Raw genomic sequence first — 12265 nt, 5'->3', positions numbered from 1 at the left:
CTCCTTGTGCCTCAGTGGTCTTCGGGGGTGGTGTCGCGGAACTCCGGGGCGCGGCCGTCCAGGTTGGCGCGCACCGCTTCGACCTGGTTGGGACTGCCGATCAGCTCGCGGATCGCGCGTTGCTCGGCGGCGAAACCCTCCCCCAGCCCGACCCGGCCACCGAGTTCGAGCAACTGCTTCGCGCGGCGGATCGCGTGCGGGCTCTTGCCCGCGATCTCGGCCGCGAGTGCCATCGCGGCGGCGTGGGGATCGGCTTCGGCGCGGGTCGCCAGCCCGATCCGCACCGCCTCCTCCCCGGCCACGATCCGGCCGGTGAAGGTGAGTTCCTTCGCCACGTCACGGCCGACCAGCCCGGGCAGCAGCTGCGTCCCCGTCATGTCCGGGACCAGGCCCCACCGGATCTCCATCACCGACAGCCGGGCGTCCGGGGCGACCAGGCGGATGTCGGCACCGAGCGCGATCTGCAGGCCGCCGCCGAAGGCCACACCGTGCACCGCGGCGATCACCGGTACCGGCAGCTCGGTCCACACGTAAGCGGCCTTCTGCCCGAGTGACCTGGCCGGGCCGTCACCCTCGTACGCCGCGGGTTCGTGGCCCTGCCCGTCCATCGCGCGGAAGGAGCCGAAGTCGAGACCGGCGCAGAAGGCGCGGCCCGCGCCGGAGAGCACCACCGCGCGCACCGAATGATCGTCGCGCAGGCGCAGCCCGGTCTCGGCCAGTGCGGTGAACATGGGCGGGTCGAGCGCGTTGAGCTTGTCGGGGCGGTCGAGCCGGACATCCGCTATGCCTTCGCTGATCGTGCAGCTGACGCGTGGCTCCACCGCATCTCCTCTTGTCCTCGCCGTCGAGTCGTGTTTCCATCGTAACTGAACGCTTGTTAAGGGGGCACCATGGATTTCGCTCTACCCGCGGCGTTGCGGGAGCGTCTCGCCGAACTCGACGCGTTCGTCGACGAGGAGATCCGCCCGCTCCAGGAGCAGGACGACAACCAGCGTTTCTTCGATCACCGCAGGGAGTTCGCGCGCACCGACTTCGAGGCCGGCGGCACCCCGCGCCCGGAGTGGGAGGCGCTGCTGGACGAAATGCTCACCCGCGCCGACCGCGCGGGCTGGCTCCGCTACGGGCTGCCGGAGGAGGTCGGCGGGCGCGGCGGAAGCAACCTGGACATGGCGGTCATCCGGGAACATCTGGCGGCCAAGGGCCTCGGGCTCCACAACGACCTGCAGAACGAGTCGTCGGTGGTGGGGAATTTTCCGGTCGTGCACATGTTCCTCGCCGCCGGAACCTCCCAGCAGCGCGAAGAGTTCATCGAGGACATCATCACGCGCCGCAAGCGTGTCGCGTTCGGACTGACCGAACCCGATCACGGCAGCGACGCCACCTGGCTGGAGACCAGCGCGGTGCCCGACGGCGGCGATTGGATCATCAACGGCGCCAAGCGGTTCAACTCGGGGCTGCATTCCGCCACCCATGACGTGATCTTCGCGCGTACCTCGGGAAACCCGGGACAGGCGCGGGGTATCACCGCTTTCCTCGTCCCCACCGATGCGGCGGGCTTCTCCGTGGACTTCCACTGGTGGACCTTCAACATGCCCACCGATCACGCCGAGGTTTCGCTGCGCGACGTGCGCGTTCCAGGCTTGGCGGTGTTGGGCGAGGTCGGCGAAGGACTCCGGCTCGCGCAGATCTTCGTGCACGAGAACCGGATCCGGCAGGCCGCCTCCGGGGTGGGAGCCGCCCAGTACTGCATCGACCGCAGCGTGGCCTACGCCAGGGAACGGATCTCCTTCGGACAGCCGCTCGCGGCACGGCAGGCGATCCAGTGGCCGCTGGTGGAACTGCAGACCGAGGCGGAACTCGTCCGCACACTGGTGCGCAAGACGGCCTGGGAGATGGACCGGGTCGACCACGCGGAGATCAGCGACCGGGTGTCCATGTGCAACTACCGGGCCAACCGGCTGGTGTGCGACGCCGCCGACCGGGCCATGCAGGTCCACGGCGGGCTCGGCTACACGCGGCACACCCCGTTCGAGCACATCTACCGCCACCACCGGCGGTACCGGATCACCGAAGGCTCCGAGGAGATCCAGATGCGCAAGGTGGCCGCCTACCTGTTCGGCTTCGCCGGTCCGGGCAGGGACAAGGCCGCGCGGTGACCGGCACCGCGCGGGGAGGGCGCCGGCCCGCGGACGGGACACTCGGTCCGCCGGGGATCGACGCGATCCTCGATGCGGGCATCGCCGCGATGGCCGAGCAGGGCTACCACGGAACCTCGGTGCGGGACATCGCGGAACGCGCCGGGCTCAGCCCCGCCGCGCTGTACCACCACTTCGCCTCCAAACAGGATCTGCTGGCCACGATCATGGATCGCGGTATCGAGGAGTTGCTGCGCCGGACCCGCGCCGCGCGCGACGCCGCCGCCGACCCCGTCGGCCGACTGCGTTCCATTGTGGACGCCCATGCGCGGTTCCACCTCCAGGACCAGCGCGGCACCCTGCTGGGCACCAGCGAGCTGCGCGCGCTCGAAGAACCCTTCCGCGGCGAACACCTGGCGAAAAGGCAGCAGCAGCAACGCATTTTCGACGACACGGTGGCCGAGGGCGTGCGTCGTGGCGTGTTCCACAGCCCGTTCCCCCGCGAAGCGGCCCGCGCGATCGTGGTGATGTGCACCGGGGTGGCGGGCTGGTACAAACCGCACGGCCGCCTGTCGCGGGACCAGGTCGCGCGTCGTTACCAGGAACTGGCACTCGATCTGGCCGGGAGGCGGGCATGACCGGGCTGGCGGAGGCGCTGAAGCGGCGGCTGGCCGCGCTGTGGGGGTCCGAAGTGGACATCCACGGGCTGCGGCGGCTGTCCGGGGGCGCGAGCCGGGAGACCTGGGCGTTCCTGGCCCGGACCGCCGACGGAGCCCAGTGGCGCCTGGTGCTGCGGCGCGACCCGCCCGGTGAGGGCCGTCCGGAGTCGATGGCCCGCGAAGCGGCGGTGCTGGAGGCGGCACGGGAGGTCCCGGTGCCCCGCCTCGTGGACCACGGTCTCGACCCGTCGGTACTGGGCAGCCCGTACCTGCTGACCGAACATGTCGAAGGCGAGACACTACCCCGCCGCCTGCTGCGGGACGAGGAGTTCGCCGAGGTCCGCGGCAGGCTGGCCGCCGAACTCGGCCGCGTGCTGGCCCGCATCCACCGGATGCCACTGGTGCCCGGCCTGCCCGCCGAAGACCCGCTCGAGCGGCTGGTCACCGCCTACGACGCGCTGAACGAGCCGTTGCCCGCGCTCGAAATCGCGCTGCACTGGCTGCGGGCGCACCGGCCCGCGCCTGCCGGGGACACGGTGGTGCACGGCGATTTCCGCAACGGCAACCTGATGGTGCGCCCGGACGGGCTGGCCGCGGTGCTGGACTGGGAACTGGTGCACCGCGGGGATCCGATGGAGGACCTCGGCTGGTTGTGCGTCAAGGCGTGGCGGTTCGGTTCGGCGCTGCCGGTCGGGGGCTTCGGCACCCGGGAGGAGTTGTTCGCCGGGTACGCCCAGGTGGCGGGCCGGGCACCGGATCCGGAAGCGGTGCACTGGTGGGAGGTCTACGGCACCGCGACCTGGGCGGTGCTGTGCCGGTCACAGGCGGAGCGCCACCTGAGCGGGCAGACGCGGTCGGTGGAGCTGGCCGCGGTGGGCCGCCGCGTCTGCGAACCCGAGCACGACCTGCTGCTCCTGCTGGACGCACCGGCGCCGCGGGTACCCGAGCATTCCCCGGCCGCGCCCGCCTCCGACCTGCACGGGCACCCATCGGCGGTCGAACTCGTCACGGCCGTGGCCGAGTTCCTGCGCACCGAACTGCTTCCGGCCACCGAAGGGCACCTGAACTTCCACACGCGGGTGGCCGCGAACGTGCTCTCCATCGTCGAGCGGGAGCTCACCCTGGGTGCGGACCAGGAACGCCGGCACGCCGAACGCCTGGCCGCGCTGGGAGTGGCGAACCAGGCCGAACTGGCCGCCGCGTTGCGGCAGGGCCGGCTCGCTCCGGATGATCCGGCCGTACTGGCGGCGGTGCGGGCCGGGGTCACCGACCGGCTACTCGTCGCGAACCCGCGGTATCTGTCCGCGCCGTCCTGACCGTCTGAGGCCCGGGAAGCCCGGGCGGGCCGTCAGGGCGACACCGGCACGGGGGCGGCGGCGTGGCGGATCCGGCGCAACAGGCCCCGCACCACGACCCGGGCGGTGGGCTTGATGATGTGCCAGTACCAGTCGGCCCAGTGGTAGGCCACGCGGTCGGTGGTGAGTGCGCGGGCTTCGAAGGTCAGCAGGCTCTGGCCCACCCCGTAGGAACACACACTCAACGACACGGCGAGCCGGGCCCGCCGTGGCCGCGAGAACGTGCGGAATTCGCTGAGCGTAACGGATTGCCACTCCATGTAAGGAGTCCAGAACCGGCCCGCGGCGCCGAGCAGGATTTCCGCGCCGGGACGGCGGCCGAGCTCGACCCACCGTGCGCCCGCGAGGATCTCGTCGAAACCGGGCACACCGCGACGAGGCCGCAGCGGGCGGGCGAAATCGGGGATCAGCCGGGGTCTCGACTCTTCGAGCTGGCGGTTCATCGCCTGGTAGGTCAACTCCGGCACCGCGTCGACCACGAGGTGCTCGCGAAGGGCGAAATCGAACAGCGGCGCCGTTTCGTCGAGCAACGTCACCACCGACCACCTCCGTTTGCCGCTGACCAGCATCGCCGGCCGACCGGGCCCGACGGCGCGGCGACGGCAGCGAGGGCGGGGGACCGGCGATCGTGTGGTTACGGACAGGTCTGTCTCAGCAACCATACGCCACCTCCCCCGGCTTGCGGGAGATCACTGTGGGCCGGGTTTCGGACACCGTGACCGGTGTGAACATCCTGTTTCGCGCACTGGAAGACCCTGTCCCGGCACCGCCCGGCGGACGTAGGGTCCGGTTGGTCAGACCAATCCCGGCTCCCCCATCCGGACGGAAGGACACCGCGTGGACAACACCGTCGGGACCGTGCCGCCGTTGCGGCCGCCCGGTTTCGCCCGGTTTCCCGGCGAAAACCCGCAGCGCACGGTGAGCTCCGAAATCTCCGCCCACCTGGAGAAACTCATCGCCGTCGGCGAATTACGCCCCGGGGACCGGTTGCCCGCCGAGCGCGAACTCGCCACCGTGCTCGGGGTGTCCCGTGCTTCGCTGCGCGAGGCGATGCACGAACTGGAAGCCAAGCACCTCATCGAGCGCCGGCCCGGGCGCGGCACCAGCGTGCTGCCCGCGCCGGAGCACGTGACCAGGCTCTACGAGCGCATTTCCGACGCCGAGCACCAGTTGCGCGACATCGCCGAGTTGCGGGCGACGGTCGAACCGAAGCTGGCCGAACTCGCCGCGGGCCGGGCCACCGCCGCCAATCTCGTCGAACTGGAGAACGTCCTGCGGCAACCGGTCGCGGAGCTGGCGCCGGAGGAATCCCTGCGCCTGGACCTGGAATTCCACCTCCTGCTCGCGGCCGCCGCGCAGAACCCGCTGATGTCCGCGCTCAACACGCTGACCTCGTCCTGGACTTCGGCGACCCGGGTGCTCTCCCACACCACGCGCCACGCGAGGGAAGTCTCCTTTCGGGGCCACCGCGCGATCCTCGCCGCCGTGGCCCGCGGCGAGGCCGCCGGGGCACGCGACGCGATGACCCGGCACCTGGCCGAGGTGGCCGCCCTGACCCGCGACGGATTCGACGAGGTGCGGCGATGACGACCGTGCCCGCTTCCCCGGTTCGCCAGGCGCTCGCGCCGGAATCCGCCCCGGAACGCTATGTCCCCGCCACCCTCGCCACGACCCGGTGGGGCTTCCTGCCGTGCGAAGCGGACGCCCCGGTGCTCGCGGTGTCCCCCGGCGAGACCGTCACCTTCGACACCGTCAGCCATGAGGGCATTCTCGAAGACCAGGGCCGTGACCCCGTGGCGTTCTTCGGTGCGCACGGCATCGAGGCCGCCGACGTCCTCGGCGACGCGATCACCATCGCCGCGCACGGCTCGCGCGAACCCGGTGCGGGGCCGCACGTGGTGACCGGCCCGGTCGTGATCACCGGTGCGGAGCCGGGTGATCTGCTCGAAGTCCGCATCGATCGCCTGGAGCCGCGCGCGTTCTACGGCGTGATCTCCAGCCGCCACGGGCGCGGGCTGCTGCCCGGCCGCTTTCCGGTGGAAGGCCCGAACACCAGCGTGTTCTGCCGTGTCGAGGGGCTCGAAGACGGCGTCGGGGCGGCGCGGGCGACCTTGCCGCTGCGGCCTTCTTCACCGGCGAGGCCGGTCCGCTTCCCGATCGCCCCGTTCCTCGGCGTGATCGGCGTGGCCACTCCGGGTAAGGTCCGGTTGCACTCGGTCCCGCCGGGACGGCATGGCGGCAACATCGACATCAACATGCTCGTCGAGGGCACCACGCTCTACCTGCCGGTGCAGGTGAGGGGCGCCGGCCTCTACGTCGGGGACCCGCATTTCGCGCAGGGGAACGGCGAAATCGCCCTCACCGCACTGGAAGCTCCACTGCGGGCCACCCTCACCGTCGACGTGATCCCCCACGGCAAGGCCGTCGAACGCTACGGAAGGCTCACCGGGCCGTTCGCCCGCACACCGGAGTTCCTCGTGCCCACCGGGATGAACGCCGATCTCGACCTCGCCGTGGCCGAATGCGGGCAGAACGCGGTCACGCTGCTGACCGCGTTGTTCGGCATGGATCCCGAACTTGCCTACGCCTACCTCTCGGCGGCGACGGACTTCGAGATCTCGCAGGTGGTGGACCAGGTCAAGGGTGCGCACGCGCGGATCCGGCTCGCCGATTTCACGGAGGTGCACCAGTGACCGGACCTGGTACGGACCAGTACGAACTCGTGGCGCCCGAACCGGTGCCGGACGGCCTGCTCGACGCGTTCCGAGCGTACGAAACCGCGCTGCGCGGCAACGACACCGAGGCGCTGAACGCGTTGTTCGCCCCGGGGCCCGACACGGTGCGGGGTGACGGGAAGACCCTGCTCGCCGGGCACGCGGCGATCGCGGGCTTCCGCTCGGCCCGGACGAAGATCCCGACGCGGCGGGTCGCCGTGCTGCATGTGCGCGTGCTCGGTCCGGACACCGCGCTGTGCCTGGCGAGCACCCGCGAGCCGTCGAACGGCGCCACCGGGCTGCAGACCCAGGTGTGGCGGCGCGGCCCCGCGGGCTGGCAGGTGATCGCGGCGCACGTCACGCTGCCACAGGCACCGGGCCCGGCGCTGGACACGAGCGTGTGGCGGGTGGCCGGGGATCCCCTGCTCTCCGGCGCTCCCGACGGGCCACTGCGCGGATCGCGCGTGGCGGTGAAGGACCTGTTCGCGGTGGCGGGGCATCCGCTGGGTGCGGGCAATCCCACCTGGCTGGCCGGGCGGAAGCCCGAACCGGAGTCCGCGCCCGTGGTGTCGGCGCTGCTCGCGGCAGGGGCCGACCTCGCCGGGATCGCCCGCACCGACGAGTTCGCCTACAGCCTCGCGGGCGCCAACGCCCACTACGGCAGCCCGCCGAACCCGGCCGCGCCGGGGGCGGTCAGCGGCGGGTCCACCAGCGGACCGGCGAGCGCGGTGTCCTTGCGGCAGGCCGAGATCGGCCTGGGCACCGACACCGCGGGCTCGATCCGGGTGCCCGCCTCCTACCAGGGGCTGGTCGGCCTGCGCACCACGCACGGGGCGGTCGACCGCACGGGGTTGCTGCCGCTCGCCCCCTCGTTCGACACCGTCGGCTGGCTCACCCGGGACGTCGCGACCTCGGCCCGGGCCGCCGAGGTGCTGCTCCCGGCGGCGGCCCGCGTACCGCTCACGCCCACCCGGACCCTGCGTCTGTCCACTGTCGACAGACATGCCCGGTCCAGAGTCGCCGAGGCGGTCGAAGCCGCGGCCGCGAGGCTGGCCGGGGAGGGCGTACTGCCGCCGATCGAACGCGGCGACCTCGCGCCCGAGACCTTGGAACGCTGGTTTCACGCTTTCCGCACGGTGCAGGCGCGGGAAGCGTGGCTCGCGCACGGCGAGTGGATCAGCGCGCATCCTGACTCGCTCGGCCCCGATGTCGCCGGACGCTTCGAAACCGCGTCGCGGGTCACCGAAACCGACGCGCAGCAAGCGTCCGAAGTGGTCGCCGAGGCCCGCGAGACCCTGCGGGAACTCCTGGCCGGAGCGGTGCTGGTACTGCCCGCCTCCGCCGGTCCCGCACCACGACGGGACGCGAGCGCCGAAGAGGTGGAAGCCGAACGGGCGGGCACGCTGCGGATGACCTGTCTGGCCGGGTTGGCGGGCGCCCCCGCAGTGTCCCTCCCACTGCTCGACGGCCCGTCGGGGCTGTGCCTGGTCACCTCCCCCGGCACCGATCTCGACCTGCTCGCCCTCGCCGGAAAGGTTCTGGAGACCCGCGGATGACCCTCGCTCCCCTGCCGCACCGCAACCGGTGGCACCACCGCGACGGCGAGATCGACCTGCGCCGCCCCATCCTGGAACCGCGCCCGCTGTCCCTGCCCGCCGAACCCACGCGGCTGACCGCCGACCTGACGCGCAGCGCTCTGCTCGTCGTCGACATGCAGAACGACTTCTGTACCGAAGGCGGCTGGCTCGCCGGGATCGGTGTGGACGTCTCGGTGCTCGCGCCCGCGATCGACTCCCTGCGGGCACTGGTTCCGGCGGCGCGGGCCGCCGGGCTGCCCATCGTGTGGGTCAACTGGGGCAACCGCGACGACCAGGCGAACCTGCCGCCGGGCGTGGCCCGCGTGTACGACCCGTCCGGGCGCGGCGAGGGCATCGGCGCCACCCTGCCCCGCGGTTCGAAGGTCCTGACCAAGGGCAGTTGGGGCGCGGCACTGGTGGACGGACTGACCGCCGAACCCGGCGACGTGCACGTGGACAAGTACCGGATGAGCGGGTTCTGGGACACGCCACTGGACTCGATCCTGCGCAACCTGCGGGTGGACACGCTGTTCTTCACGGGGGTGAACTCCGACCAGTGCGTGTACGCCACGCTCGCCGACGCCGCCTGCCTCGGCTACGACGTGGTGCTGGTGGACGAGGCCAGCGCGACCACCTCCCCCGCGTACTGCCACGACGCGACCCTGTACAACACCCGCCAGTGCTACGGGTTCAGCACGAAGGCCACGGATCTGCTGGCGGCCCTGGCCGAGGAGGAAGCATGAGCACGCCCCCGATCGTCCGCCGCTTCGACGACCTCACGCCGTTCCTCATTTCACCGCGGGACACCGTCAAGCTGGCGCTGCTGGCCGGACCGTCGGACGGCAGCCCGGCGAGCGTGTTCTTCGAAGTGTGGGAACCCGGCGGGGCGCAGCCGGACAACTCCCACCCCGAATCCACCGAGATCTTCGTGGTGCTGTCCGGACAGGGCCTCGCGCACAGCGACGAGCACGACGTGCCGATCGAGGCGGGCGACGTGCTGGTGCTACCACCGGGTTCGGTGCACCGCATCGAAAACACCTCGGCGACCGAGCGGCTCTACGCGGTCACGATCATGGCCGAGGACGCGGGGGCGATGCCCGGCGGGTTCGCCCACCTGGTCGCCTCCGGCACGCCCGCCAGCTGGGACAGCACCGACCGCCCGACGCTGGCCCGCGCCGCCGGACAGCACTGACGCCCTCTCGAAGGGGATCGGCGATGCCGGGCCTCACCGGAGCGGAACCTCCGGTGGCCGCCAGGACAGGACCGGCGCGAGAGAGCGTAACAGCGACCGCTGCGGCGCCAGCCGCAGGGCCCGGTCGCGCAGGGCCACCGCGGGTGGGAAGCGCCACTGCGCCACCTTTCCGAGCCGGTGCGAGCGCGCGGCGATCCCACGGGCGCGTGGCCGCCGGTTCCGGTCGTAGGCGGCCAGCGCTTCGGGCACGGCCGGAACGGTGTCCAGCAGCGCGGCGAGCGTCACCGCGTCCTCGAGCGCCAGGTTGGCCCCCTGCCCCAGATTCGGCGTCATGGCATGGGCCGCGTCGCCCACCAGTGCGACCCGTCCCTCCACATAGGACGCCAGTGGCGGGAGTTCGCGGATGTCGTGCCGGAGCACCGCGGCACCCTCCGCCGCCGCGAGCAGCCGGGGTATCGGGTCGTGCCAGCCGCCGAAGCGGCGGCGCAACTCGGTGAGCTGGTCTCCCGCGCCACACCCCCGCTCGGGAGCGTTCGCCGCGGCGAACAGGTAGACCCTGCCGTCGGGCAGCGGCGCGAATCCGATCCGCTGCCCGCGCCCGAAGGTCTCTCCCCCCTCCCGTAACGGCGCCCCGGGGTCGGCTATCACCCGCCAGGCGGTGTAGCCGGCGTAGCGCGGTTCTGGTGCACTGGGCCAGATGGCGCGGCGGACCGTGCTGCCGATGCCGTCGGCTCCCACCAGCAGATCGGCCCGCTCCATGCCGCCGTCGTGCACGACCTCCACGTGGGAACCGCGAGGACGGACCTGCCGGACCGAAGTACCGGGCACCAGCGACGACCGCGGCACCGCCGACAGCAGCACCTCGGCCAGCCGGGCCCGGTGGATCATCACCGGCAGCCCGTAGCGGCGTGCGAACTCGGCAGTGTCGAGGCGGGACAGCCAGCGGCCGGACGGGTCGCGGATTCCGGCCTGGATGTCCGCCAGCCCGCGTTCCCGCACGCGGTCGCCGAGCCCCAGCGCGTCCAGCGCGCGAATCCCGTTGGGCCACAACGACAGTCCGGCGCCCACTTCGCCGAACTCCGCGGCCCGTTCGAGCACCCTGACCCGCCAGCCGCGCGCGGTCAGCGCCACCGCGGTGGCCAGGCCGCCGATCCCGGCGCCCACCACGACCGCCGTCCCGCGGCAGTCCGTTCCGTTCATGACCACTCCTCTACAGGTGTAGTGACGACGGTACTCTACACTCGTAGAGGACGCGAACAAGGGGAGGCGCAGCCGTGGCCGAAGCGACGAACCGGCGCGAGCAACTCGCCGACGCGGCGATCGCCACGCTCGCCTCGGCGGGGATGCGCGGGCTGACGCACCGCGCCGTGGACCAGGCCGCGGGCGTGCCCGAAGGCTCCTGCTCCTACTATTTCCGCACCCGGCAGGCGCTGTTGCGGGCGGCAGTGGACCGGCTGGCCGAAATGGACAGTGCCGAGATGGCCGCCCGCGGGTTGCCGCGCGATCGGCCGGACATCAGCGAACTCGCCGACGCGGCGGCCGAACTGATCGAGCACTGGGTGACCGCCGGGAAAACCCGCATGTTGGCTCGCTACGAACTCGCCCTCGAATCCACGCGGCGGCCCGAACTGCGCGCCGTCCTCGTCGAGGCGGGAGGACAGGTGCGGCGCCTGGCCGAAGACCTGCTCGCCGCCGCCGGCGCGCCGGATCCGCCGGGACAGGCACCGGTGCTGGTCGCCTGCGTGGACGGCATCGTCTTCGACCACCTCGCCGGTGCGGGCGCGCTCACCCTGTCCCCCGGCGAACTCCGCGCGACGCTGCTCGCTCTGCTCCGCACGTTCATACAGGAGAGGTAAGCGCGCGGTCCGTTTCGCCTTCCCTGCGCCCGAAGGCGCCGGGACCGGCGTGGAAGAGTCCGATGAGGAGCACGCCGAGACTGACGGACCCGAACGCGAGTGCCGGGTGCTGCTCCGGCCCGGCCCAGTAGTGGATTTTCCTTTCACTGCCGGGATTCGTGCTTCAGCAGGGGAAGCAGGATGTCGTCGGTGAGGTGGGCGGCGAACGCCTCGTCGAGCGGCTCACCGGTGACGAACAGGCGGTGGAACAGCATCGCCGAACCGATCTCGGCGAACGCCCCGGCATCGAGGCCCGGCGGCAGTTCCCCGCGCGCGACGGCGCGCCGAAACACCTCGCCGAACACGACACCCTTGTCGCCGACCACCTGATCGCGCACCGCGCGGGCGAGTTCGGGATCCCGGCGCATGGCGAGCAGTAGGCCGAACAGCAGCGCCGAATCCTGGCCGTCGAGCGTGGTGCGCATCAAGTCCAGCACGGCGATCAGGTCTCCGCGCAGCGTTCCGGTGTCCGGCGGATCCGCGGCCGGAGGCCCGGAGCGACGCCGGACCGCGGCCACGACCAGGTCCGCCTTCCCGGGCCACCGCCGGTAGATGGTGGCCTTGCTCGCCCGGGCGCGCGCGGCCACCGCGTCCATCGTCATCCGGTCGTAGCCGACCTCGGCCAGCAGCGCCAGTGTCGCGCCGAGGATCGCTTCCTCCCGGGCCGCCCCGCGTTCCGTCATCCCATCTCCCCGATCGAAACGAAACCGTTTCGTACGGTAGCAGCTTCCGGCGGGG

The 12265-nt window shown here is 72.0% G+C and carries 13 protein-coding genes; 9 read left to right on the top strand and 4 right to left on the bottom strand.

Features of this window, described 5'->3' with window-relative positions; translation table 11 throughout:
- Positions 1-11: 11 nt before the first annotated feature.
- Positions 12-821 carry a crotonase/enoyl-CoA hydratase family protein gene (locus tag ORV05_RS14195; RefSeq protein WP_268758954.1) on the bottom strand — a complete coding sequence of 270 codons (810 nt, stop codon included), beginning with the start codon at positions 819-821 and terminating at the stop codon, positions 12-14.
- Between the two features lie 69 nt (positions 822-890).
- Here ORV05_RS14195 and ORV05_RS14190 point away from each other — a divergent pair, with 69 nt between their 5' ends.
- From ORV05_RS14190 to ORV05_RS14180, 3 genes are read left to right on the top strand one after another with little or no spacing between them, the layout of a single operon-like run.
- A complete protein-coding gene (locus ORV05_RS14190; RefSeq protein ID WP_268758953.1) occupies positions 891-2156 on the top strand; it encodes an acyl-CoA dehydrogenase family protein in 1266 nt (421 codons plus the stop codon).
- Positions 2153-2773 (top strand): TetR/AcrR family transcriptional regulator, encoded by a 621-nt coding sequence (locus ORV05_RS14185; protein WP_268758952.1) that lies wholly within the window; start codon positions 2153-2155, stop codon positions 2771-2773. The genes ORV05_RS14190 and ORV05_RS14185 overlap by 4 nt, the downstream gene beginning before the upstream one ends.
- Positions 2770-4110 (top strand): phosphotransferase family protein, encoded by a 1341-nt coding sequence (locus tag ORV05_RS14180; protein ID WP_268758951.1) that lies wholly within the window; start codon positions 2770-2772, stop codon positions 4108-4110. The genes ORV05_RS14185 and ORV05_RS14180 overlap by 4 nt, the downstream gene beginning before the upstream one ends.
- Before the next feature lie 32 nt (positions 4111-4142).
- On the opposite strand, the gene ORV05_RS14175 is transcribed toward ORV05_RS14180, so the two are convergent.
- A complete protein-coding gene (locus ORV05_RS14175) occupies positions 4143-4685 on the bottom strand; it encodes a hypothetical protein (protein ID WP_268758950.1) in 543 nt (180 codons plus the stop codon).
- Between the two features lie 301 nt (positions 4686-4986).
- Between ORV05_RS14175 and ORV05_RS14170 the strand changes: the two genes are divergently transcribed.
- The 5 genes from ORV05_RS14170 to ORV05_RS14150 are packed head-to-tail and all read left to right on the top strand — an operon-like array spanning position 4987 to position 9632.
- On the top strand, positions 4987-5736 hold the full coding sequence (locus tag ORV05_RS14170) for a FadR/GntR family transcriptional regulator (protein ID WP_268758949.1): 750 nt from the start codon (positions 4987-4989) through the stop codon (positions 5734-5736).
- Positions 5733-6842: an acetamidase/formamidase family protein gene (locus ORV05_RS14165; protein WP_268758948.1), complete on the top strand. Its 1110-nt coding sequence runs from the start codon at positions 5733-5735 to the stop codon at positions 6840-6842. The genes ORV05_RS14170 and ORV05_RS14165 overlap by 4 nt, the downstream gene beginning before the upstream one ends.
- Positions 6839-8419: an amidase gene (locus ORV05_RS14160; RefSeq protein ID WP_268758947.1), complete on the top strand. Its 1581-nt coding sequence runs from the start codon at positions 6839-6841 to the stop codon at positions 8417-8419. Before ORV05_RS14165 ends, ORV05_RS14160 begins: the two co-directional genes overlap by 4 nt.
- Positions 8416-9183 carry a cysteine hydrolase family protein gene (locus ORV05_RS14155; protein WP_268758946.1) on the top strand — a complete coding sequence of 256 codons (768 nt, stop codon included), beginning with the start codon at positions 8416-8418 and terminating at the stop codon, positions 9181-9183. The genes ORV05_RS14160 and ORV05_RS14155 overlap by 4 nt, the downstream gene beginning before the upstream one ends.
- On the top strand, positions 9180-9632 hold the full coding sequence (locus tag ORV05_RS14150; protein WP_268758945.1) for a cupin domain-containing protein: 453 nt from the start codon (positions 9180-9182) through the stop codon (positions 9630-9632). Before ORV05_RS14155 ends, ORV05_RS14150 begins: the two co-directional genes overlap by 4 nt.
- A 33-nt stretch (positions 9633-9665) precedes the next feature.
- On the opposite strand, the gene ORV05_RS14145 is transcribed toward ORV05_RS14150, so the two are convergent.
- On the bottom strand, positions 9666-10832 hold the full coding sequence (locus ORV05_RS14145) for an FAD-dependent monooxygenase (protein WP_268758944.1): 1167 nt from the start codon (positions 10830-10832) through the stop codon (positions 9666-9668).
- A 74-nt stretch (positions 10833-10906) separates the two neighbouring features.
- On the opposite strand from ORV05_RS14145, the gene ORV05_RS14140 reads away from it, so the two are divergent.
- Positions 10907-11488, top strand: coding sequence for a TetR/AcrR family transcriptional regulator (locus ORV05_RS14140; RefSeq protein ID WP_268758943.1), 582 nt, complete (start codon positions 10907-10909; stop codon positions 11486-11488).
- Positions 11489-11631: 143 nt separating this feature from the next.
- Here ORV05_RS14140 and ORV05_RS14135 read toward each other — a convergent pair whose 3' ends face one another.
- Positions 11632-12210, bottom strand: coding sequence for a TetR/AcrR family transcriptional regulator (locus ORV05_RS14135; RefSeq protein ID WP_268758942.1), 579 nt, complete (start codon positions 12208-12210; stop codon positions 11632-11634).
- Between the last annotated feature and the right edge of the window lie 55 nt (positions 12211-12265).

The sequence above is a fragment of the Amycolatopsis cynarae genome (assembly GCF_026802195.1).
Classification (GTDB): domain Bacteria; phylum Actinomycetota; class Actinomycetes; order Mycobacteriales; family Pseudonocardiaceae; genus Amycolatopsis_E; species Amycolatopsis_E rhizosphaerae.
Note: the sequence above shows the minus strand (reverse complement) of the source record. Positions and strands in the feature narration are given on the sequence as shown.